The sequence below is a fragment of the Ruminococcus sp. OM06-36AC genome (genome assembly GCF_003438725.1).
In the GTDB taxonomy this organism is placed as follows: domain Bacteria; phylum Bacillota; class Clostridia; order Oscillospirales; family Ruminococcaceae; genus Ruminococcus_C; species Ruminococcus_C callidus.
Genome location: NZ_QSTT01000002.1, coordinates 323,715 through 347,873 on the forward strand (window position 1 = coordinate 323,715; position 24,159 = coordinate 347,873).

Annotated in this window: 23 protein-coding genes; all 23 read right to left on the reverse strand. The window is 46.3% G+C overall.

The features are described 5' to 3' along the window. Window positions 1-4 precede the first annotated feature (4 nt). The 23 genes from gatA to pyrH all read right to left on the reverse strand — a co-directional run bounded on the left by gatA (window position 5) and on the right by pyrH (window position 24,044). Complete coding sequence (gene gatA, locus DXB92_RS03465) at window positions 5-1,465, reverse strand: Asp-tRNA(Asn)/Glu-tRNA(Gln) amidotransferase subunit GatA (protein ID WP_117732423.1); 1,461 nt, start codon at window positions 1,463-1,465, stop codon at window positions 5-7. Window positions 1,466-1,478: 13 nt separating this feature from the next. Beyond that, window positions 1,479-1,748, reverse strand: coding sequence for an Asp-tRNA(Asn)/Glu-tRNA(Gln) amidotransferase subunit GatC (gatC, locus tag DXB92_RS03470; RefSeq protein ID WP_021682241.1), 270 nt, complete (start codon window positions 1,746-1,748; stop codon window positions 1,479-1,481). 33 nt (window positions 1,749-1,781) lie between these two features. After that, the gene (gene ligA, locus DXB92_RS03475) at window positions 1,782-3,785 is read right to left on the reverse strand and encodes an NAD-dependent DNA ligase LigA (protein WP_117732425.1); all 2,004 of its coding nucleotides are present in this window, start codon (window positions 3,783-3,785) and stop codon (window positions 1,782-1,784) included. Between the two features lie 119 nt (window positions 3,786-3,904). Continuing rightward, window positions 3,905-4,585, reverse strand: coding sequence for a sporulation protein YunB (gene yunB, locus DXB92_RS03480; RefSeq protein ID WP_117732427.1), 681 nt, complete (start codon window positions 4,583-4,585; stop codon window positions 3,905-3,907). A 137-nt stretch (window positions 4,586-4,722) separates the two neighbouring features. Then, entirely contained in the window at window positions 4,723-5,490 is a 768-nt protein-coding gene (locus DXB92_RS03485; protein ID WP_117732429.1) for a hypothetical protein, read from the reverse strand. 241 nt (window positions 5,491-5,731) lie between these two features. After that, window positions 5,732-6,079 (reverse strand): phosphoribosyl-AMP cyclohydrolase, encoded by a 348-nt coding sequence (gene hisI / locus DXB92_RS03490; RefSeq protein WP_021682237.1) that lies wholly within the window; start codon window positions 6,077-6,079, stop codon window positions 5,732-5,734. Then, window positions 6,066-6,431 carry an SdpI family protein gene (locus tag DXB92_RS03495; protein ID WP_117732431.1) on the reverse strand — a complete coding sequence of 122 codons (366 nt, stop codon included), beginning with the start codon at window positions 6,429-6,431 and terminating at the stop codon, window positions 6,066-6,068. Before DXB92_RS03495 ends, hisI begins: the two co-directional genes overlap by 14 nt. A 23-nt stretch (window positions 6,432-6,454) precedes the next feature. Then, window positions 6,455-7,210, reverse strand: coding sequence for an imidazole glycerol phosphate synthase subunit HisF (gene hisF, locus DXB92_RS03500; RefSeq protein ID WP_117732433.1), 756 nt, complete (start codon window positions 7,208-7,210; stop codon window positions 6,455-6,457). 3 nt (window positions 7,211-7,213) lie between these two features. Further along, window positions 7,214-7,942 carry a 1-(5-phosphoribosyl)-5-[(5-phosphoribosylamino)methylideneamino]imidazole-4-carboxamide isomerase gene (hisA, locus tag DXB92_RS03505; RefSeq protein WP_117732435.1) on the reverse strand — a complete coding sequence of 243 codons (729 nt, stop codon included), beginning with the start codon at window positions 7,940-7,942 and terminating at the stop codon, window positions 7,214-7,216. Next, window positions 7,939-8,547, reverse strand: coding sequence for an imidazole glycerol phosphate synthase subunit HisH (gene hisH / locus DXB92_RS03510; protein ID WP_117732437.1), 609 nt, complete (start codon window positions 8,545-8,547; stop codon window positions 7,939-7,941). The genes hisA and hisH overlap by 4 nt, the downstream gene beginning before the upstream one ends. A 2-nt stretch (window positions 8,548-8,549) precedes the next feature. Then, window positions 8,550-9,131 carry an imidazoleglycerol-phosphate dehydratase HisB gene (gene hisB / locus DXB92_RS03515; RefSeq protein WP_021682232.1) on the reverse strand — a complete coding sequence of 194 codons (582 nt, stop codon included), beginning with the start codon at window positions 9,129-9,131 and terminating at the stop codon, window positions 8,550-8,552. 21 nt (window positions 9,132-9,152) lie between these two features. Next, entirely contained in the window at window positions 9,153-10,064 is a 912-nt protein-coding gene (locus DXB92_RS03520; protein ID WP_117732439.1) for a restriction endonuclease, read from the reverse strand. After that, window positions 10,064-11,362, reverse strand: coding sequence for a histidinol dehydrogenase (gene hisD / locus DXB92_RS03525; protein WP_117732515.1), 1,299 nt, complete (start codon window positions 11,360-11,362; stop codon window positions 10,064-10,066). Before hisD ends, DXB92_RS03520 begins: the two co-directional genes overlap by 1 nt. A 5-nt stretch (window positions 11,363-11,367) precedes the next feature. Beyond that, entirely contained in the window at window positions 11,368-12,003 is a 636-nt protein-coding gene (gene hisG / locus DXB92_RS03530; RefSeq protein ID WP_021682229.1) for an ATP phosphoribosyltransferase, read from the reverse strand. Beyond that, window positions 12,004-13,200: an ATP phosphoribosyltransferase regulatory subunit gene (gene hisZ / locus DXB92_RS03535; protein WP_117732441.1), complete on the reverse strand. Its 1,197-nt coding sequence runs from the start codon at window positions 13,198-13,200 to the stop codon at window positions 12,004-12,006. It lies immediately after the preceding gene. Between the two features lie 77 nt (window positions 13,201-13,277). Continuing rightward, entirely contained in the window at window positions 13,278-17,615 is a 4,338-nt protein-coding gene (locus tag DXB92_RS03540) for a PolC-type DNA polymerase III (RefSeq protein ID WP_117732443.1), read from the reverse strand. Between the two features lie 11 nt (window positions 17,616-17,626). Further along, window positions 17,627-18,664, reverse strand: coding sequence for a flavodoxin-dependent (E)-4-hydroxy-3-methylbut-2-enyl-diphosphate synthase (gene ispG, locus DXB92_RS03545; protein ID WP_117732445.1), 1,038 nt, complete (start codon window positions 18,662-18,664; stop codon window positions 17,627-17,629). 12 nt (window positions 18,665-18,676) lie between these two features. Further along, window positions 18,677-19,744: a site-2 protease family protein gene (locus tag DXB92_RS03550; RefSeq protein WP_242986593.1), complete on the reverse strand. Its 1,068-nt coding sequence runs from the start codon at window positions 19,742-19,744 to the stop codon at window positions 18,677-18,679. Between the two features lie 89 nt (window positions 19,745-19,833). Beyond that, a complete protein-coding gene (locus tag DXB92_RS03555; RefSeq protein ID WP_117732447.1) occupies window positions 19,834-20,979 on the reverse strand; it encodes a 1-deoxy-D-xylulose-5-phosphate reductoisomerase in 1,146 nt (381 codons plus the stop codon). Between the two features lie 96 nt (window positions 20,980-21,075). Continuing rightward, entirely contained in the window at window positions 21,076-21,891 is an 816-nt protein-coding gene (locus DXB92_RS03560; RefSeq protein WP_117732449.1) for a phosphatidate cytidylyltransferase, read from the reverse strand. Window positions 21,892-21,893: 2 nt separating this feature from the next. After that, complete coding sequence (gene uppS, locus DXB92_RS03565; protein ID WP_117732451.1) at window positions 21,894-22,655, reverse strand: polyprenyl diphosphate synthase; 762 nt, start codon at window positions 22,653-22,655, stop codon at window positions 21,894-21,896. 44 nt (window positions 22,656-22,699) lie between these two features. Beyond that, window positions 22,700-23,254 carry a ribosome recycling factor gene (gene frr / locus DXB92_RS03570; RefSeq protein ID WP_021682221.1) on the reverse strand — a complete coding sequence of 185 codons (555 nt, stop codon included), beginning with the start codon at window positions 23,252-23,254 and terminating at the stop codon, window positions 22,700-22,702. Window positions 23,255-23,312: 58 nt separating this feature from the next. Beyond that, complete coding sequence (gene pyrH / locus DXB92_RS03575; protein ID WP_021682220.1) at window positions 23,313-24,044, reverse strand: UMP kinase; 732 nt, start codon at window positions 24,042-24,044, stop codon at window positions 23,313-23,315. Window positions 24,045-24,159: the final 115 nt, after the last annotated feature.

The window sequence follows — 24,159 nt, forward strand, 5'->3', positions numbered from 1 at the left end:
CTGCTCAAAGGGTTTCTGCAATGGCGTGAAATCCGCCGACCAGCTGTTCATAGCCATATGCTGCGTTCAGAATGGTCTGTTCTGCAAACTTGTTACCGATCAGCTGCATACCCAGCGGCAGACCGGAAGCAGACTTTCCGCAGGGAACACTGACAGCCGGCAGACCTGCAATGTTGACAGTGACTGTGCAGACATCGCTGTAGTACATTTTCAACGGATCACCAATATTTTCACCGATCTTGAATGCGGCAGAAGGTGCAGTTGGTGTCAGAATTACATCACAATCCTGAAATGCTACTGCAAATTCCTGACCGATGCGACGCTGTACCAGTTTTGCTTTTTTATAGTACGCATCATAGAAACCGGAACTTAACACGAATGTGCCCAGCATAATCCGACGCTTTACTTCATCCCCAAAACCTTCACTTCTGGTCTTTTCATACATGTCTGTCAGACCATCATAATTTTCTGCACGGAAGCCATACTTTACACCGTCAAATCTTGCCAGATTGGAAGAAGCTTCAGCAGAAGCAATGATGTAGTAAGTATTGATCGCATATTCTGTGCTGGGGAGAGAAATTTCCTTTACAGTAGCACCGTTCTGCTCCAGCAGCTGGATCGCAGCATGCACAGCAGTCTTGACTTCTGCATCGATACCCTCACCGAAATATTCTTTCGGAACACCGATACGCAGACCCTGTACGTTGCCGTTCAGATTGTCATACAGATTAGTGTATGTCCGATATGCAGAAGTGGCATCCATGTTGTCGTGTCCCTGAATCAGGCTTTGCAGCAGGGCAACATCTTTGACCGACTTTCCAAACGGACCGATCTGATCCAGAGAGGAAGCAAATGCCACCAGACCATAACGAGAAACGCTGCCGTAGGTCGGCTTCAGTCCTACAACACCGCAGAGGGAAGCAGGCTGACGAATCGATCCGCCGGTATCTGAACCCAGTGTGAGGATTGCTTCACCGGCAGCTACTGCTGCGGCACTGCCGCCGGACGAACCGCCCGGTACGCACTCCAGATTGTGCGGATTGTGTGTAGTGTGGAAATAGGAAGTTTCCGTGGAAGAACCCATGGCGAACTCGTCCATGTTCATCTTACCGGTGATCACCATTCCAGCTTCACGAACCGGCTGCATTACTGTTGCATCAAAAGGCGGCACATAGTTTCCAAGCATTTTGGAAGAACAGGTAGTACGAATTCCCTTAGTGGAAATGTTGTCTTTGATGCCAATTGGAATACCAGCCAGCGGGTGCAGTTCTTTTCCGGCAGCACGTGCATCGTCTACTGCCTTTGCCTGATCCAGACAATCTTCGCAACGTGTTACATAGGCGCCGACAGCAGATTCTTTTTCTTCGATACGTTCCAGAACGTCCTGCGTCAGTTCAACTGCACTGCATTCTTTTTTTTGCAGCATTGCAGACAGTTCTGCGGCATTTTTCTCATATAGCTTCACGTGTATCTCCTCCTTATTCTACCGTTTTCGGAACAACCAGACAGCCAGACTGTACCACTGGTGCATTTGCCAGCATTTCTTCACGGCGGAATTTATGTTCCACTGCAACATCTTCCCGCAATTTCATGGGGTGTTCTGCGTCCAGTGTCAGTTCGTCTTCCACGTCCGGCAGACGGTCTACCATATCTACAATGGCAGCCATATCTTTTTCAAACTTGTCCATTTTCTCCGGCTCGATATGCAGTCGGGAAAGTTTTGCAATATGTGCAATATCAATTTTCATGGTTATCGTTCCTTTCACAGAGTACGCAAAAATCTATTTTGTTTCTGCGTTCTCCAAAATTTTCTGACGAAATTCTTCTTCGCTAAGAACCGGAATACCCAGTTCGTTTGCCTTGTCCAACTTGCTGCCGGCGGCTTCTCCTGCCACCACAAAAGTTGTTTTTTTCGAAACACTGCCGCTGACTTTTCCGCCGTAACGCAGCACCAATTCTTTGGCTTCACTGCGTTTCATAGTAGAAAGCGTTCCGGTCAGTACAAAGGTCATACCGGCAAAGCGATGATCTTCTACCACCGTTCCGTGGTAGGTCATATTACAGCCTGCTTCCCGCAGGTGTGTAATCAGTTGAAGCATATGCGACTCTGACAGTGCTTTTACGACACTTTCTGCCATGGTTTCTCCGAAACCGTCAATTTCCTGTATTTCCTTTGCCGTTGCGTGCAGCAGAGCGTCCATAGTCGGGAATCGTTCACAGAGCAATTTTGCCGCACGGGAACCAATGCCGCGAATACCCAGTGCAAATACCAGACGATCCAAAGAATTTTCTTTAGAAGCGGCAATGGCACGAACCAGATTTTCCGCAGATTTTTCTGCAAAGCGTTCCAGTTCGGTCAGTTCCTTTTTTGTTAGTGAATACAAGTCTGCCACAGAATGCACCAGACCATTTTCCTGTAAGGCAGCCAGATTCTGCGGTCCCAGTCCGTCGATGTTCATGGCATCTTTGGAAACGAAATGGATCATGCGTTTCATCAACTGTGCCGGACAATCTGGATTCGGGCAGCGAATGGCAGCTTCTTCCGGATCGCGTACTGCCGGCGTATGACATACCGGACAGGCATTGGGCAACTGATACGGTAAAGCTCCTTCTGCATGACACTTGACACGAAGTACTTCCGGAATGATCTCCCCTGCCTTACGAACCACAATGGTATCACCCAGACGAATATCTCGTTCGGTGATAAAATCCTGATTGTGCAGAGTGGCACGTGCTACTTCGGTTCCGGCAAGTTGTACCGGATCGAAAATTGCCACTGGTGTAATCACACCGGTTCTCCCTACACTCAACTGTATTTCCCGCAGTGTGGTTTCTTTTTCTTCTGGCGGGAACTTGAAAGCGGCTGCCCACTTCGGGACTTTTGAAGTCGCTCCCATTTCTTCTCGCTGTGCAAAGGAATTCACTTTGACAACTACGCCGTCTGTGTCATAGGCGTAATGCAGCTTGGCTTCACCGATTGCAGCAATTTCCGCACGAATTTCCTCTGCGGTTCGTAAAGGTTTGCTGTGTGGAATAACTGTAGGGAAGCCTAACTTCCGGAGATACTCTAACGATTCAATGTGTTCTGAAAGAATTTCTCCGTCGATCTGCTGGATATTGAAAATCCAGATGTCCAGACTGCGTTGTGCAGTGACTACGGCGTTTTTCTGCCGCAGTGAACCAGCGGCTGCGTTGCGGGGATTTTTTGCCGGTGTTTCTCCGTTCAGTTCCTGTTGCTCCACTAATGCAGCAAAACTTTTTCGCGGCATATATACTTCGCCGCGGACTTCCAGAAATGCCGGAGCGTGTTCCAGCTTCTTGGGAATGTTGGCAATCGTCATGAGATTTGCTGTTACATCTTCCCCTACGAAGCCGTCCCCGCGGGTGGAACCACGAGTGAATACGCCGTTGGTATATTCCAGCGATACGGATAATCCGTCGATTTTCGGCTCTACGCTGAACTCTGGATTCTCCAGTTCCTCCTGACACTTTTGTACAAAAGCGTTCATTTCTTCATAGGAAAATACGTCCTGCAAGCTCATCATCTGTACGGTGTGCGGCACCTTTTCAAATGTGCGGGACGCTGCTCCGCCAACGTGTTTGGTTGGCGAATCAGCTGCGGCAAACTGAGGATACTGCTGCTCCAATGTTTCCAGTTCCCGTAGAAGCATATCGTATTCATAGTCTGTTACAGAAGGGGCATCCTGTACATAATATTCTTCGTTATAGCGTTCCAGTTGCTGCTGTAATTCCGCCATACGCTGTTTTGCTGTTGCTTCGTCCATTCGGTCACACTCCTTGTGTGGCAGAGCCACAGAAAGCGGCTCTGCATTTTTTTTGGCACACAATTTATTATACCACAAAAACGCGTCATATGCTAGACCTTTTACAAATATTTCATGTTTTATTCTCTGAAATCCTGTTTTTCGCCAGAATCCGACGTGCTTTCAAATTCCATGTAGGAATCCGGCACGGTTCCGACAATTAAAGTTTCCGAGAGAAGACATGCATAGGTGGTTTTTGTTGTGGTCTGTGCGAAAGGAATGGCTGTCTGTACTTCCGCAGTTACCTCTGCTCGTATGGTGTGGCAAGTTTGGTTGATGCCGGCAGATTCTATTGTACTGATGAGTTTCACGGAAGCATGCCCTACCGGCAGAAGCCGCACAGAAACATGCGGACCCCGTCCGGCAAAAAGCCAGACTCCAGATGCAGTTCCCAGAGAAACCTCTAGTTCTGCATCACGGCACTGTTCCAAATGCTGCTGTACGTTGCGGTAGATTGCAGATTGCAGCCGATTGATCTGGTCTGTTCGGGTTTCCATTGTAGTGACATTGCCGGCGGCATCGTATGTCAGTTCAGCAAAGCTGACATTTTTCATCTGTTGATCTTGCAACACTTCTGCAATGCTGTCTGCCATTAGTCCGGCGGTAAACTGTTTGGTTTCGCTTTCACAAACTGCACAGAGATTGGGACGGATCGCATGGTCTATGCGAAGCAGAAATGCCAGCAGTAAGCATATAGCCGTTCCAAAAAGGAGCAGGGAACGGATATGAGTACGGCGTTTCCGGTAAACTTGTTTTCGCATGTGAGAAACCCCTTTGAAATAAGGAACGGGCGACAAAACTGCCGCCCGTTTGCCTGTACGCGTTGGATAAGATCAAAGGCAACACCACATAAAAATTGTGCAAAGCCCTTAGGCGAGCTCTGGGCGGTGTTGTCTGTTTATTCCAATGTAGAATTTTCGTCGTTTTCTGTTAGTTCATTGCAGCCGCAGCACTTCTCTTTGGGAATGGTGTCCAGTGCCGACGGTGAAAATTCTTCTGCCGGAAACCGAATCTTGTCAAAAACAGCACAGGGAGATTCGGTGTCGGTATGACATTCCTTTGCGGGAATGGTGTACTCATACGTGGGCACCAGAATGGTTACGGGACGAAAAACTTCTACAACCGAGAAAAGTCCCAGCGTCATAATAACTGTGCGAACTGGTGTTGTGCCGTCAGAGCCGCAAACAGAACCAATTCTGGCTTCCAATGCGATAGGAGCAACGACCTGTACAGCTGCTGTGGGCAGATTTACAGTTTCACAGCAGGCATTGGTATCTCCCAGCTGTTCTCCGCTGCTGAAAAATGTCTGAGTGTTGCTTTCACCGCCGTAGAGGATCACATTTTTGCTGGCATAGGCTGTTCCGGTCAGGAGCACAGGACTGCTGCATGCCCGTTCATATGCCATGAATTCTACCCGAAACGTATAGGTCAAGTCAATAGAATAGAACCCGCGGTTGAACGGTACCGGTTCAATATTCATGCAGATGTCGGACACACGAACGCACCGGCTTTTGACCATTGTAATATTCTCCGGCAGTGCTCCCCCGTCCATGAGAATCTGGATATTTGAGAAACAATCTCTGTCGCTGCAGCTGTCAAACACGCGGTTGACTTTGATCGGAACTGTATTTGCACACGATTCCGGCAAAGAATGATGCTGGTTCATAGCGAAACCTCCTTTTATCACTGTCAAGCATGATAAATGCTTCTCTACAGTGTATTCAGGAGTTCTCTCATTTGTGACTATCCGTCCAAAAAATAACCGCACAGGATTTGTCCTGCACGGCATTTTTCGACTTGGCTTAAGAAAGAGTCTGTTCTGACAGATTTGCAAGCAGATGGTGTGTAAAGTCGCCAGACGCTCTTTGTGCGGTATTGCCCTTATATATGCAGCGTTTTCTAAAATGTCAGTCTTCTTCGCTTTGGTACATTTCATTGAAAAAGCAGCTGTATGAGCCGGTATGGCATGCCACACCGGTCTGCTTGACATTCAGTAAAAGTGTATCATTGTCGCAGTCGCTGTAAATAGAAATGACTTTCTGCAAGTGCCCGCTGGTGGCACCCTTGTTCCAAAGTTCCTGTCTGGAACGGCTCCAGTACCATGTGTATCCGGTTTCCAGTGTTTTCCGTAAGCTTTCCCGATTCATGTATGCCAGCATCAGCACGGTTTTAGTATCCACATCAAATGCGATTGCCGGAATCAGTTCACCTTTCTGGAAATATTTGTCTAGATCGTTGATGTCAATTTTTATCATGTGAAGTGTTCTCCCTTTTTAATTTGGCTTCTACAAAAGGAATTGTCAGCAGAAGTACAAGTGTCTGCACGCTAATCATTCCCAGTATCAAAATGGCGGCAATTTTTTTGGAAAAGAACAGACAGCTAAAACCAATAATCGCAGAAAGAATCAGCGAAACTGTTCCGATCATCAGCCAAAGCTTGCCGCAATACTGATTGGCAAGTTTCCATGTATCTGCATTTTTCATTGCATTTGTGGTGCGATAGCCAATCCAGCTATTGATTTTCTTTGGTGTGTGGTATCGCATGCACCAGCCACCTATCAGTTGAATAATAGGAATACAAAGTACGCAGAAAATGAGAAAAATCATAGTGCAATGTTCTCCTCAAATCGTTATCGCATAGGAATTCCCTTTGCGCGGCAGTCTGCCTTAACTTCCTGTACAGTCAGTTCGCGGAAATGGAACAACGATGCTGCCAGTGCTGCGGAACAACCAGTTTTCAGAAATGCTTCTGCAAAGTCGGACAACTTTCCGGCACCGCCGCTGGCAATAACTGGAATTTGTACAGCGTCACAAACCGCCTTCAGCATTGGTAAATCAAATCCGCCGCGAACACCGTCTGTGTCAATGGAGTTCAGGCAGATTTCTCCGGCACCCAGCTGTTCGCACTGTTTTACCCAGTCGATCAAATCCAAGTGCATGTCTACACGGCCACCGTTAATGAAAACTGTCCATTGATTTTCGCCGACTTTCTTGGCATCAATTCCTACGCAGATGCACTGGCAGCCGAAAATATCTGCTCCTTCTTTGATAAGCTGAGGATTTTGCACTGCCTGTGAATTGACAGAAACTTTATCTGCACCGGCACGGAGCGTTTCACGAATGTCATCGACGGTTTTAATGCCGCCGCCGACGGTTAGCGGAACGAAAACTTTTTTTGCTGTTTCCCGTACCACGTCCAGCATCACGCCTCTGCCCTCGTAAGACGCAGTAATATCGTAAAAGACAATTTCATCTGCACCCTGTTGGTTATAGGCGTAGGCACATTCTACCGGATCGCCAACATCTTTGATTCCCTCAAAGTTTACACCTTTGACCACTTTTCCGTTTCGCACGTCCAGACAAGGAATAATTCGTTTTGCCAGCATATGTTACACCCCTTCCGCCAAAGCAATGGCTTCTTTCAGATCCAGTGTGCCTTTATAGATCGACTTGCCGCAGATCGTGCCATACAGTCCAAGTTTCTTACAACCGCGAATGTCTTCAATTGTATGCACACCGCCGCTGGCAATGATGTTGCAATTGCTGTTGGTTGCATCTCGCAAGTCTTTCAGCTGTTTCAGATTGACACCGGAAAGCGTGCCGTCTTTCGCAATATCGGTTACGATAAAATATTGTACGCCTACTGCAATCATTTCTTTCGCCAGCGTAATATAATCTGTGTCAGATTCTTCCAGCCAGCCCTCTGTGGCAACCATACCATTCTTGGCATCGATTCCCACTGCAATGTGTTGGCTGCCGAATTTCTGTACTGCATTTTTTACCAGCTTTGGATTTTTCAATGCTGCGGAGCCCAGAATGACACGCTCTACACCGCTTTTTAGGTAAGTGTCAATGGTTTCCAGATTTCGGATACCGCCGCCGACTTCTACTTTCAATCCGGTCTTTGCTGCAACATCTTCATAAATATGCTGGTTTACCGGTCTGCCCTCTTTGGCACCGTCCAGATCTACCATGTGAATCCATGATGCTCCTGCCGCTTCAAATCCTTTGGCAGTTTCCATGTAATCCGCTGCTACTTTTTCTACTGTGGAAAAATCACCTTTGAACAGGCGAACACAATTGCCGTCTTTAATATCGATTGCTGGTAAAATAATCATTGAATCAGCCCTCCAAAGTTCCGCAGAATTTGCAGCCCGATCTCTCCGCTTTTTTCCGGATGGAACTGGGCTCCGTAAACCGTTTTTCCGTCATAGACCATTGCCGGAATTTTTGCCGGTCCGTATTCCACATAGGCTGCCAGATATTCGTCCGGCACTACCGCCTGATAGGAGTGAACAAAGTACACATAGGATTCTTCCGGCATATTTCGGAGAATCGGACAGTCATGCTGTATTTCCAGCTTGTTCCAGCCCATATGTGGGATCACCATATCCGGAGCAACGATTTTTTCTACTTTGCCGGGGATCAGCCCCAAACCGTTGCATTCTTCAAATTCGTATCCTTTTTCAAAAATCAGCTGCATACCCAGACAAATTCCCAGAAAAGGTTTCTTGTGAGCTTCTTCCTGAATGATGTTGGTCAATCCGCTGTCGTGCAGCATCTGCATGGCACTGGGGAATGCCCCTACGCCGGGCAAAATCAATGCATCTGCTTTGCGAATTGCTTCCGGATCAGAAGTCAGTTCGCCAGTTAATCCCAGATAGTCCAGTGCATTTTTTACACTGAAAATATTGCCGGCACCGTAGTCGATAATGGCAATCATGTTTACAGCACTCCTTTCGTGGACAAGGTTTTTCCTGCTTCCAGCGGGGTTACCGCGGTTTTTAAGGCATGGGCAACGGCTTTGAATGCTGCCTCACACTTGTGGTGATCGTTAGAGCCATACATCATATTCACATGAAGCGTAATGCCGGCGTTGAATGCAAAGGCACGGAAAAATTCTTCCGTCAGGCAGGCATCATACTGTCCGATCATGGCATTGGTGAATGTCCCCTGAAATACCAAAAACGGACGGTTGCTGATGTCCAGACTGCAAAATGCCAGAGCTTCGTCCATGGGAATAAATGCACTGCCGTAACGAGTAATACCAGACTTATCGCCCAGTGCCTCGCCCAGTGCTTTTCCCAGAACAATACCGGTGTCCTCTACAGTATGGTGTCCGTCCACATAGAGGTCACCCTTTACGGCAATGTCCATGCTGATGCCGCTGTGAACAGACAGTGCTGTTAGCATATGGTCAAAAAAGCCGATGCCGGTATCGATATTGGCAGTTCCTATGTTGTCTAGTTTTACGGCTACCTGTATGTCTGTTTCTTTGGTCTTTCGTGCAAGTTGTGCTTGCCGCATATGGATTCCTCCTTGTGGTGATTAAACTTCTTCATTGAAGAAATCATAATCAATTCGTTTTACTTCATAAGTCATTTCGACTGAAACGCCTAAGTTGTATTCAATCATTAATCGTGTCAGCATTTTCCCGTCTACGAGAATAATTTTTTGCTGCAAGTGCCGTTGTGCAAATTGAACTGCCTCACTGGAATATTTTGCAGTTGTAATAAACAATCCCTTGGACGCACCCTGTCCGGCTAATGCACCTAAAAACTTTTGAATTTCTGGTCTGCTTACAGTCGAATCCGGATTCCATTGTTTTGCTTGTACATAAATGGTGTCGAAGCCAAACTTATCTGCTTTCACCAATCCGTCAATGCCCTCATCACCAGATTTTTTAGTGGCAATGGGTTCTCCATATCCCATATTTTTTAACAGCTGAACAACCAGTTTTTCAAAATCATATGGGGACATTTTCAGAATCTCTAACATCAAGTCATCTGCAAGAGCCTCGTTTATTTGTCTCATGGAGTATTCCATTTGTTCTTGTGGGTTTTGTTCCAGAGAAGCAGAATCATCATTTAATTTTTCTGACAATGGCATCGTTTCTTTTCTTCCATAAAATTGTTGAAATGACTTAAATTGTTTTAGAAAATCAACAGTAATAGATTTCACGCCTTTTTTCACTGCATCTTTTCCTAATTCAGTAATCTGATAATTGGAGCGAGTTGGACTGCTAAGTAACCCTGCTTTCTTCAAATAAGTTTTTGCCCAACTTACTCTATCGTTTACATAACTTTTTTTCCCGCTTGGAAGCATTTCTTGTTGTTCTTCGTCTGTCAATGAATAATACTTTACGCAGTAATCTCGAACTTCTTTAAAATGATGAATTTTTCCATCAGATAGTACTTCCATAATAGGAGGAAAAAACTCATAGTATTTTGGGATTGCCATTACTTTTCTTCGTCCTCAAACCGAACGGTAATCGCATTGGCGTGTGCGGTCAGACCTTCCTTGTTGGCAATCAGCACAATATCGTCCTTAGCTGCATGCAGAGCGTCCTTGGTATAGTAGGTGTAGCTGGAACGCTTGGTAAAGCTCTGTACGCCCAGCGGAGAGAAGAACCGTGCCGTTCCGCTGGTGGGCAGAACGTGGTTCGGACCAGCGTAGTAATCGCCCAGCGGTTCCGATGCATATGCTCCCAGAAATACCGAACCGGCATTGTCCAGTGCTCCCAGCAGTTCCATGGGGTTTTCCATAAGTACTTCCAAGTGTTCCGGTGCAACCATATTTGCCAGAACAGTGGCTTCTTCACGGGTATTGCACAGTAGAACTGCACCATATTCATTCATCGATTTCTCAATGATTTCCTTGCGGGAAAGATACTGTACCTGACGATTGATTTCTGCTTGTACCTTTTCTGCTAGTTCTGCACTGGTAGTCACCAGAATTGCAGAGGCCAGTACGTCGTGCTCTGCCTGTGACATCAGGTCTGCGGCAACAAATTTCGGATCTGCGGTTTCATCTGCCATAACCAGAACTTCACTGGGACCTGCGATCATATCAATATCTACAACACCGTACAGCAGCTTCTTGGCAGTTGCCACAAAGATGTTGCCTGGTCCGACAATTTTATCCACCTTCGGGATTTCTTCTGTACCATAAGCCAGTGCTGCAATTGCCTGTGCACCGCCGGAGAGGAATACACGATCCACCCCACAAAGTCCGGCTGCTACCAGAATATCCGGATTCGGTGTGCCGTCTTTGCAGGGCGGTGTTACCATGATGATTTCCTTAACGCCAGCAATTTTTGCCGGCACTGCGTTCATGATAACGCTGGAGGGATAAGCAGCCGTACCGCCCGGCACGTACAGACCAACACGTTCCAGACCGCGGACACGCTGTCCCAGAATCACACCATTCGGCAGTGCGTGGATAAAGCCTTCCTGTACCTGACGCTGGTGGAAATCGCGAACATTTTCAATAGCGTTCAGCATGGCATCTACAAATGCCGGATCAGCTTCTGTCATTGCGTCATTGATGACATCGCGGGGCACTTCGTAATATTCCGGCAAACTGCCGTCGAATTTCAAGGTGTAATTTTTGACTGCCTGATCGCCGCCCTCTTTGACTGTGCGGATAATTTCGCTGACAGTTTCCGTAACACGCTGGTTGGTTTCACCGGTACGCTTGTCCAAGCTGGTGAAAAATGCATCACGCTGTGCCAGATCGCTGGCGTTAATGGTTTTCATGGTAATCATTTTGATAAAGCCTCCTCAATTTTCTGAATCAAAGCTTCAATTTCTGTCTGCCGCAGCTTTAGACTAACGGTATTGGCAATCAGACGTGCAGAGATCGGAACGACATCTTCTACCACTTCCAAGCCGTTTTCTCGAAGGGTAACGCCGGTTTCTACAATGTCTACAATGCCGTCTGCCAGTCCCAGCAGCGGTGCCAGTTCCACGGAACCTTCAATTTTTACAATATCAACGTCCATGCCTTTGCTTTCAAAAAAGCGGCGTGCAACATTTGGATACTTGGTCGCAATGCACTTTACGCCGAAGCCGCTGTAAAAATCTGTTCCTTTTTTGCATGCCAGAGCAAATTTACATCTGCCAAATCCCAAATCAACCAGTTCGAAAAATTTGCCCTGCATTTCAATAATGGTGTCTTTTCCCACAACGCCCATATCGCAAACGCCATGTTCTACATAGGTGATGACGTCATTTGCCTTTGCCAGAACGACTTCCATGTTGCCGTCCGGAATCGGCAGGATCAGGCGGCGACCTTTTTCTCGTACAGCGGTACAATCATAGCCCAACCGTTCCAGCAGTCCGACAGTATCTTTTTCCAGTCTGCCTTTTGTCAATGCAATTCTAAGCGGCTTTGCCATTTATTCTACCTCCGTAATTTCTTCATCTACAACAACGACTTTTCCGATTTTATTTTCCCGTGCATATTCCCGCACCAGTTCCAGACTGTCAAAGAATGCAAATTCAACAACCTGTCCGCGGCTGCGTAATTCCTGTGAAACCTTTGCGGCTTTCATTTCATAGCCAGTTGCTGCAAAAATGACAGCATCTGCCGGCTTCAGGACAACAGGGCGGTCCTTCATGCGGACATTTGCCACAGCATCGACATTGACTGCAAAGCCGGTTGCCGGAATGTCATAACCAAAATCAGACAGCAGTTTATTGTACCGTCCGCCGGAGAGTACTTCTTCTCCGTAGCCTTCCAGATAGCCCTTGATGATGACACCGGTATAGTAGTCAGCATTATTGACCATACCCAGATCGACAGTCAGACGACCTTTTCCGATTGCGGTGGAAATGTCATTATACAGTTTCTTCAGATCCATAAGGATTTCATCGATTCGCTGATTGGAATAAAGCTGTGAAGCCTTTTCAAACACTTCTTCACCGCCAAACAGTGCCGGCAGTTTCTTCAGTGCAGCAGCAACTTTCACATCATCCATGGTGTCCAGCACGTCGTTCAATGCCGGATAGTTTTTTGTTTCAATCAAATAACGGATATTTTCCCGTTCTTCCGGTGTGGCATGCAGTTCCCGCATCAGTTCCTTAAATACACCGGCATCACCCAGTTCCAAAGAGAAGCTCACATGGTCACTGCTGAACGAATCCAGTGCCTCAATGGCTGTGGTAATCATTTCCACATCTGCCAGATAGGAAGATGAACCCAGCAGTTCAATACCTGCCTGTGTGATTTCATCGCTTCTGCCTTTGAGTGCAGGTTCAAAGCGATACACTGACTGAGTATAGCACAGTCGCAGCGGTAATAATGCATCTCGCAGACGGGTTGCTGTGACGCGTGCAATCGGCATGGTAGATTCCGGACGGAGTACCAGCAAGCGTCCCTTGCTGTCGGTCAGCTTATACAGTCGTTCCTGCGGATAGTGACCGGATTCTGACTGGAACACATCGAAAAATTCCAATCCCGGTGTAGTAAGTTCCGAATAGCCTTTGCTGTGAAACAAGTCATGTAAATTCTGCTCGATTTCACGACGCACATAACATTCTTCAAATAAAAAATCTTTTGTCCCCTCAGGGGTAATCAAATCATATTTTCTCATACAGCTCTCCTAATGCTTTAGTATGCTACTATAATAGCATAATATCACATAAAACGAATAAAGTCAAGACAAATTTCTTAAAACAGTGACATCTGACTGGATTTCGGTAAATCGCCCATAGCATTCAACCGTTCCAACGTTTCAATTATTGTTTTTGATGCACCACTTTGTGTCTGAAACTCTTCAATAGAAATGAAATCCCGCTTTTGTGCTGTTTCATACAAGTTTTGTGCAGCTGAAATACCAATACCCGGAATCGCACTGAACGGAATCCGGATTTTATGATCTTCTACCAGATACTTTGTAGCATGAGACTTGTAGAGATCAATAGGCAGGAATTCGCAGCCGCGGCTAAGCATCTCATTGACAATCAGCAGCGTATCCAGCAAATCAGATTCTTTTTTGGAACGGTCATTTCCCTTTTCCTTGAGTTCTTCGATTTTTGCCCGAACAGCTTCCTTGCCCTGCAACGCCAGAATTGCATCGAAATCATCACCGCGAGTACTGAAATACACCGCATAATACGCCAATGGGTGATACAGCTTGAACCAACCCAGTTTAATGGCAGCAGTAACATACGCTGCTGCATGGGCTTTCGGGAACATGTACTTGATTTTCAGACAGCTGTCAATATACCATTGCGGCACATTGTGATCTTTCAGCATTTGTACACGTTCCGGTGTAAAAGTCTTGGGGGCTTTTCCCTTTCGGGTGTCCTCCATGATCTGGAATGCCTGTTTCGGCTCAACGCCTTTGTGCAGCAGATAGGTCATAATGCTGTCACGGGTACCGATTACGTCAGAAATGGTACAGGTGCCGTTATCGATCAAGTCTTTGGCATTTCCAAGCCATACGTCAGTACCGTGGGAAAGTCCACTGACTTGCAGGAAGTCGCTGAATTTTTTCGGTTTGGAGTCCAGCAACATCTGAATGGTGAAGCCGGTTCCCATTTCCGGAATGCCAAGGCTTCCCGTCTGGCAGTAGATTTCTTCTGGTGTAACGCCCAGAACAGAAGCATCGGTACACATTTGAATGACCTTGGGATCTGTTGTGGGAACATTGTGAATCAAGATACCAGTGGCATCTTCCAAGTGCTTATACATGGTCGGTACGACATGCCCCAGTTCGTCCAGTTTCAAAATGGTATCGTGGAGCGAATGGAAGTCGAAGTGTGTTGTCAGAATTTCAGATTCGGCATCGTCCGCAGGGTGCTGTACCGGCGTGAAGTCATATACATCATAATCGCTGGGGACAACAACCATGCCGCCGGGGTGCTGACCAGTTGTTCGTTTGATACCCGTACAGCCGATCGACAGTCGGTTGATCTCAGTAGGACTATACTGCAAGCCCTTTTCTTCCAGATATTTTTTCACGTAACCATAGGCTGTTTTGTCGGCAACAGCGGAAATGGTTCCTGCTTTGAACACGTTATCTCGTCCGAAAAGTTCTTCCGTGTAGCGGTGAGCGGATGATTGGTATTCACTGGAGAAGTTCAAGTCAATATCCGGAGCCTTGTCGCCGTCGAATCCCAAGAATGTTTCGAAAGGAATATCATGTCCGTCCCGATTCATTTCCGTACCGCATTCCGGACAGTTTTTTGGAGGGAGATCAAAGCCGGAACCAATGCTGCCGTCTGTGATAAACTCGCTATGCTTACACTTGGGGCAGACGTAGTGTGGTGCCAACGGGTTGACTTCGGAAATTCCTGCCATAGATGCCACAAAAGAGGAGCCAACAGAACCACGGGAACCAACTTGATACCCATGGTCTACGCTATCCCAAACCAATTTCTGTGCAATGATATACAGCACAGAAAAACCATGTTTGATGATAGAGGAGAGTTCGCGGTTCAGTCGCTTTTCTACCAGTTCCGGCAATGGGTCACCATAGATTTCCTTTGCCTTAGTATTGGTGATTCGCACCAAATCTTCCTCGGCACCGTCAATGGTCGGCGTAAAGGTACCGTTCGGGAACGGCTGAATGTGTTCAATTTGATCTGCAATGGCATTGGTGTTGGTAACAACAATTTCGTATGCCTTTTCTTCACCAAGATAGGAGAATTCTTCCAGCATTTCTTCCGTGGTACGCAGATACAGCGGCGGCTGAAATTTTGCATCGTCATAGCCTTGTCCGGCTTGCAGGATCTCGCGGTAAATGGCATCTTCCTTGTCCATGAAGTGCACGTCACAGGTTGCACAAACCGGAATTCCCAGTTCATCACCCAGTGCAACAATTTTGCGGTTGTATTCCTGCAATTGTTCCATATTGGCAGCAGTACCGTTTCGAATCATGAAAGCATTATTTCCTGCCGGCTGGATTTCCAGATAGTCATAGAACTTTGCCAGTTTCACAATTTCCTCATGCGGTTTCTCTTCCACGAATGCTCGGAAGAGTTCGCCGGCTTCGCAGGCACTGCCGAAAATCAAGCCCTCCCGATACTGCATCAACACTGATTTGGGGATCAATGGCTTTCGGTAAAAACATTCGATATGCCCATAGGAAATCAACTTGTACAAATTTTTTAAGCCGATATTATTTCGTACCAGAATGATCTGGTGAAACGATTTCAGTTTTTTTACATCGATTTCCTGTGTTTTGGTGTTCAGATCAGAAAGCATTGTGGCACCCTTTGTCTGCATCAGACGGCTGACCAATTCTTTGTAAATTTTTGCCAGCATCTGTGCATCATCTGATGCCCGATGATGATCGAACTTTCCCAATTTCAGAGCCTTTGCAACACCGTCCAGCTTGTGGCGTGCCATAGTAGGCAGCATGCTCTTGCAGAGTACCAGTGTATCCAGTGTTGCGAACTCAAATGTGATATGATTTCTCTTGCAGACATTGCGGACAAAAGAAGTATCGAAATTGGCGTTGTGTGCTGCCAAAACCGGATTTTCACCGCAGAATTCGATAAACTTCCGCATTGCTTCTGCTTCTTTGGGAGCATCTTCTACCATGGAATCCGTAATACCTGTCAGTTCCACGATCTTTGCCGGAATCGGTCGTTCCGGATTTACCATGGTGTTGAATGTTTCCACCACCTGCATGCCACGCATACGAACTGCACCAATTTCTGTCAGGCGGTCATTGGCTGGACTCAAGCCGGTTGTTTCCACATCAAAAACAATGATTTCGTCCTGCAGTGTTCGGCCTTCTGGATTATCAACTACCAGTAGACGATTCAAGTCATTGACTACATAGGCTTCGCAGCCGAAAATCACTTTGAAATTCTTGTCCTTAAAGCCACGCCACGCATTCATGGCATCCGGAAATGCCTGTGCAATACCATGGTCTGTGATTGCAATTGCAGGATGTCCCCATTCATGGGCACGTTCTACCAGTTTGCCGCAGGGCGTAACTGCATCCATTTGGGACATGTTGGTATGGCAATGCAATTCTACACGTTTCTTGGGGGCATTGTCCATTTTCCGCTGTCGTTTTACCACAACAATAGATTCCGGTTTCATGACATCTTCTCTTGCAAATTCATCATAGCCGATCCGTCCGATCATCAATAATGTACTTCCCTTTTTGATTTCATGAAACGGCAGCTTCTCAATTTTTTCTGTGGAATCGAAAATCTTGACCAATACCGAGTAAGTGCCGTCTGTGATCTGATAGGTCAAAATGGTTCGCTCTCCCCGTACTTCGCGGGAATCCATTGCAAAGACATCACCCATGATTACCACACGTTGATTCTGTACTTCTACAGCTTCCCGAATCGGCATAGGAATATCCCGAATCGGTCTGCCTTTGATCAGGACAGCACTTCCAGGAACGATGCCCGGAATATCCTCGTTCATAGTAACGCTTTGTGCAATTGGCTTTTCCTTATCGCTGTGAGTTGCTGCCGGAGCAGGTGCTGTAGAAGTTTGCAGTTGAGCTTCATGTTTGGGTAATTCCTGTTCTGCCTTGGAGATCATTTCATGGAAAGCAGCTTCACTGACACTGGTTTCCCCTTCAAATACCACATGAAACGGCGTAGAGAACATTTTTTCCAGCAAACCGGAAAAGAAATCTGCTACGTGATACTTTTTTAAAATATCATAGCCGCCGTTGTGCAGTTGGATTCGAATGGTATTATCTTCCCGTGTAATGTCTGCTCCGTCAACAAAACCGTTGACAACGGTCATTTCCCGTTTCAGAAACATGACCAGATCCGGAAAATATGCCATAGAAAACAATTCTGGGGCATACCGCGGATGCAGACGGACGGCATGGATTTCCAGGCGGATCTCCAGTTCGTGTTCCAGTGCGACCAGATCCTGTGCCGGTACCAGATGGGGAAATGTGATATAAAACGAAATTTTCGTCAGGTTTTCGGAATATGTCAGCCGATTCAAAATACCGTCTTTGATGGATTCCGGCATAATCGGGACATATTCTTCCAGAAACTCTGCGAAATTCAAATCCATATGTTCCACTCCTACAGTTTCTCAATTTCAGCCATCAGTTCCGGAACAATGTCCTGTTCCGCGACCTTTCGTAAAACTGTTCCCTTGCGGAACAGCATTGCACAGCCGTCACCACCGGCAATTCCGATGTCTGCTTCTTTGGCTTCTCCGGGACCATTTACAACGCAGCCCATGACAGCTACCTTAATGTCTTTTTCTACATATTCCAGAGCCGCTTCTACTTCTTTTGCTGTTTTTACCAAATCAATTCGTGTCCGGCCACAGGTAGGACAGGATACGATTTGCGGTCCGCCACGCTTCCCAATACATTTCAAAATATCTCTTGCCGCACGAATTTCCTTAACAGGGTCTTCTGTCAGGGATACCCGAATGGTTTCGCCAATGCCGTCGTGAATCAACGAGCCAATGCCAATTGCAGATTTCAGCATGCCCATACGCTCTGTTCCAGCTTCTGTAACGCCCAGATGCAGCGGGTAATTGCACTGCTGTGCACATAGACGATAAGCATCGATCATGGTATTAACATCGGAAGATTTCATGGAAATGACAATATCATCAAACCCACATTCTTCTAGCATATGTACATGCCCCATTGCACTTTCTACCAACGCTTCCGCTGTCGGAGCACCGTACTTTGCAAGGATTTCCTTTTCCAATGAGCCAGAGTTTACACCAATGCGAATAGGGATCTGTCGTTCCTGACAGGCGTGGACGACTTCCTGAACACGGCTCATGCCGCCGATATTGCCGGGGTTGATGCGAATCTTGTCGATTCCTGCTTCAGCAGCTTCCAATGCCAGTCGGTAATCGAAATGAATATCCGCCACCAACGGAATCGAGATTTTTTCCTTGATTGCCGGAATCAATGCAATGGCTTCATGATTTGGAATCGCTGCCCGTACAATTTCACAGCCTACCTGTTCCAATGCCACTGCCTGTGCAACACTGCCTGCAATATCATCGGAACGAGTGTTCAGCATGGATTGAATGTAGATGTGTTTTCCGTCCAGTATACAATTGCCGACTTTTACCGGCTTTATTTCTCTCATGATTGTCACTCCCTAATTTTTGAAGAATCGCCCTATATCCTGTACTGTTACCAGAATCATCAGCAGAAACAGTGCTGCCATACCGATAAAATGTACCATAGCTTCCCGATTTTTTGAAATTGGTTTTCGTCGAATCGCTTCAATCAACAGAAACACAAACCGGCTGCCATCCAGTCCCGGAATCGGCAAAAGGTTGAATGCACCTACATTTACTGTAATGAAAATTGTCAAATTCATGACAGACTGCACCCGTTCCAGCAGATTTTCTCCGGTAGATGCTGCCTGTTCAATGACACTGACAGTTCCGACAGGACCAGAAAGGTCTTGCAGACTATATTTTCCGCTGACCAGTTCAATCAATGACATCCAAATCAGCTTGGCAGTTGCCACTGTGTCTTTGGCGGCATAGGTGATGACGTTTACCGGATTTTTAGATTTTCCCTCGACAGAGAAATCCAGCAGACCACCTGTATTATCATTATGGAACGTTACATTTTCAATGGTAACACGGGAACCGTCACGCTTTACAGTAATGTCATAGGTGTCTGTATCTGTTGTTTGCAGTTTGTAAATCAGATCGGTTGTGGAAAAAATATGGCTGCCGTCGATTGCAACAATTTTATCGCCGATTTGCAGGCCGGATCGTTCACTTTCCGATGCAGTTACAGTATTTCCGGCAGAATTGGTCGTTTCCGCAAATTTTGCAATCGTCAAAGACGGCACTTTCTGTGCTGTGCACAGCAGAATTGCAATCAGCAGAAATCCCAGAACCAGATTCATAAATGCACCGGCAAGTACTACCGTCATTCTACGCCAGACTGCTTTTTTTTCAAAAGCGTTAGGATTGTCACTGGACTGATCCTCGCCTTCCATGGCACAGAATCCACCGATTGGAAACAACCGGAGAGAATATTCTGTTTCGCCTTTTTGAAAATGAATCAGTTTGGGTCCCATGCCAATTGCAAATTGATTGACTTGAATGTGGTTCAGCTTTGCAACGATAAAATGTCCAAATTCGTGAATGCCGATGATTAAACCGAAAATGAGAATTGCAATGAGGATCGTGATAATATGCTGCATATGCAGGTCCTTTCTAAGGAACCACTGCAACAGATTTTGTGTAAAATCGACAGTTGAATTTTATGCAGCGGTTCTATAATTGTAAATCGTTATGCGATAGTATTTCGTACAAATTCCCGAGCCTTTGTGTCAGCCCGCATAACATCCTCATAGGTTTCTATCTTGGTTGCCGGAATCATTTCCATTGCCTTTTGTGCCAATGCACCGATGTCCAGAAAACGAATCTTTCCGGACAGGAATGCAGCAACTGCTACCTCATTTGCCCCGTTTACAATACAAGGTGCTGTGCCACCGGTTGTAATTGCTGCAATTGCCGTTTTCAGACAGGAGAATGTTTCCATATCCGGTTTTTCAAAAGTCAATATTCCGTAATCAGTCAGTGACAGATGTTTTGTCGGACAAGGCAGCCGTTCCGGATACAATAGTGCATACTGAATTGGAATTTTCATATCCGGCACGCCCATTTGTGCAATGACTGAACAATCCTGATATTCAACTGCGGAATGCACCACACTCTGCCGGTGTACGACAATTTCAATCTGTTCCGGTGTCAGGTCAAAGAGCCACTTAGCTTCAATGAATTCTAATCCCTTGTTCATCAGTGTTGCAGAGTCAATGGTAATTTTATTGCCCATGCTCCAGTTCGGGTGATTTAGGGCATCTGCTACAGTGACATGCTCCAGTTCCTGACGAGTTTTTCCGAAGAACGGTCCGCCGGAAGCCGTCAGAATGATTTTGTGCAGCTGTTCCCGCCGATTGCCCTGTAAACATTGGAAAATGGCAGAATGTTCGCTGTCTACCGGATAAATTCGAACGCCTTTTTTTGCTGCCTGTTCCATAACCAGAGAGCCGCCGGCAACCAGCGTTTCCTTATTTGCCAACGCAATGTCCAAACCGGCAGAAATCGCGGTCAGTGTTGGCAGCAGCCCAACCATGCCTACCACAGAATTGATGAGAATATCTGCATTTTTATCTGACGCAATGTCACATAGCCCCTCCATACCGCAGAGCACCTGTACTGGCAAATCTTCCAGACGCTGTTTCAGTTCTGCGTATTTTTCAGTTTCGAAGATGCAGACCTTTTTCGGGAGAAACTCTCGTGCCTGCTGCTCCAATGCATCAACATTTCGATTGGCAGCCAATGCATAAATCTGCATTCCGTGGGATCTGGCAACTTCCAAGGACTGTGTTCCGATAGAACCTGTCGATCCGAGAATCGAGATTGCCTTTTTCATTTTATCATTCTCCTTTTTGATCCATGTGCCCATAAACACAACACGATGCAAAGCAAAGGGCCTCACATCGTGTGGTTTGTGCATGAACCCATGCAATTATCCAAAGAACACCGGATACATCATTTCCAGTGCATAAAATGCCGGAACTGTAAACAAAACGCTGTCAAAACGATCCATGACACCGCCGTGTCCGGGCATGATATTTCCGAAGTCTTTGATTCCCTGCTGACGCTTCAGTACAGATGCACTCAAATCTCCCAGTACGCTGATTACAGCACAAACAATGCCAATAAAAATCAGCCAGAGATAGTGTACATGTGCGTGTGCGATCAAGCTGTAAATCAAGGAAAAAATCACCATTACCACGACATCCGTCACAATCCCACCGAAAAAGCCTTCTACAGTTTTCTTCGGGCTGATTTCCGGACAAAGCTTATGCTTTCCTAAAAATGTTCCGGCAAAATAGGCACCAGTATCGGCAATCCATGCAGAAGACAGTGCCAGAATAACGCTTGCCAGACCAAATTGGCTGATATGCAGCAAAGTGTTCAGCATGCTCAAAGAATGGGAAACCAGAAGTGTAATTGCGACAATAAACAGGGTATTCTGATATGTGATATGCTTATGCAGCAAAACCATTTCTGCAAACATCGCAACGATACAAAGGAATGTCAATGCGATTGTCGCAGAAGTGTTTCCGTAATACTGTAAGAACGGCAGTGCAGCACCATACAGAAACCCGGCACCGATAGAAATCCGGCAATGCAGGCACTTCCCTGCACGAAACAGTTCAAATAGTGCAATGCAAATCAAAGCCGCAATTGCCAATGGAAATACGAACGTCTTATGCAGAATCAAAATCAGGATTGCCAGAATGCCGCCAACTACGCCAGAGATAATCCGAACTTTCATCGTCAAATTCCTCCAAATCGTCTGCCACGCTGTGCATAGTCTGCTAAAGCCTTATTCAATTCGTTGCGGTTGAAGTCCGGCCACAAAACATTTGTAAAGTAATATTCTGCATATGCACATTGCCAGATGAGATAGTTGGACAACCGCAGTTCTCCGCTGGGGCGAATCAACAGATCCACATCCGGAAGCCCCGCGGTATACAGATGCTCAGAAATGGTTTGTTCTGTGATTGCTTCCGGTGCAAGTTTTCCTGCCTGTACTTCTTTGGCAATCTCCTGTGCAGCATGTTTGATTTCATCTCGTCCGCCGTAATTGATTGCAAGAATCAGATTCATCTTTTCGAAATCTCTGGAATCATGTTCCAGTTCTTCCATACGCTTTTGCAATCGATCCTGCAAACGGCTTCGGTCACCGACAAAAATCATACGAACGCGTCTTTCCAGATACTGATCTGCTTCACAGAGATAATCCCAGAACAAATCCATAATTGCATTTACTTCATCTTGTGGACGTTTCCAGTTTTCTGTTGAGAAAACATAAAAAGATGCATTTCGCAGACCAATATCCCGACAATACAGGGACAGGTCTTTGAAATTTTTTGCTCCTTCCCGATGTCCAAACTTTCGTGGCATACCACGTTTAGTTGCCCACCGTCCGTTTCCGTCCATGATGAAGCCGACATGCTGCGGCAGCTGTTCCGGAAGAACAATTGTTCCTGTTTCGTCTTTTGGTGCATTTTTTTTGTTGAAAAATGGCAGAGCCATATCGTTCATCTCCTATTCTGCTGCAGGTTTTCGAGTCAATGCAATCAGATGCTCATGATCTCCTGATCCTTTGCAGTTACCATTTTGTCGATTTCTGCAACATACTTATCTGTCAGATCCTGAACCTGCTTTTCGCCGTCCTTGACCTCGTCCTCTGTCAGTTCAGAAGCCTTTTTCTTTGCTTTCAGCTTTTCAATTGCTTCACGACGAACATTCCGGACAGCAACCTTGGTTTCTTCGCCCAATTTCTTAATGTCTTTGCACAGTTCCTTACGGCGGTCTTCTGTCAGCTGCGGAAATACCAGACGCAGAACTTTGCCGTCGTTGGTCGGTGTGATTCCTACATCAGAAGACAGAATAGCCTTTTCAATTGCCTTCAGAGAAGTGACGTCCCACGGCTGAATTACCAGAATTCGAGCCTCGGAAACAGATACGGCAGCCATTTGCTGAATCGGAGTCGGCACACCATAATAGTCTACCTGTACCTTATCCAGAACAGCCGGATTTGCACGACCAGCACGAATGGTTGTAAATTCATGTGCCAGTCTGGCATTAGACTTTTTCATTTTTTCTTCGGTTTCTTTCATCAATTCTTTCATAGTACTTCCCCGATTAACGGGGCTCCTTTCAATTCATTTTATGCAAACAAAATTGTTTTTATACTTCTGTGGCAATCGGGTCTACTTCGGACACAACGGTACCTATATCTTCGCCCATCACTGCATCGTAGATATTTTCCGGTCGATTCAGATCAAATACCAGCATCGGCATTTTGTTATCACGGCACATAGATGCAGCGGTGCTGTCCATAACCTGCAGTGCACTGCCAAGGACATCGCTGAATGTCAGACGGGAGTAGCGTACCGCATCATCGTACTTGTGCGGATCCTTGTCATAAACGCCGTCTACCATTGTTGCTTTCAGCAGAATATCTGCTTCAATTTCCACCGCACGCAGAGTTGCAGCAGTATCTGTGGAGAAGAACGGGCTTCCAGTACCGCAGCCGAAAATTACAACTCTGCCCTTTTTCAGGTGCGAAATAGCACGATTGCGAATATATGGTTCTGCGATCTGCTGCATGCTGATTGCAGTCTGCACGCGAACTTCCAATCCCAGCGATTCCAGCATATCTGCAACTGCCAATGCATTCATAGTAGTTGCCAGCATACCAATGTGGTCTGCTCTGGTACGATCCATATTTTCACTGGAACGTCCACGCCAGAAGTTGCCGCCGCCGACTACGATCCCCATTTGCACGCCAGCATTCACGCACTTTTGAATGCTCTTACAAATTGGGAGCATCGTTGCAGTGTCCAATCCGGTTTTTTTCGGACCAGCAAGAGCTTCACCGCTTAATTTCAGAAGAACTCGATGATACTTAGGTTCCATGTTTCTAAATTCCTTTCGTTTGTTTCTCGATTTTCAGACCTTATTTGGAATCCGACAAAATGCCTTCCATTCTGGAGGACAATCTATATGTTTATTTTACACTATTTTTCGGGAA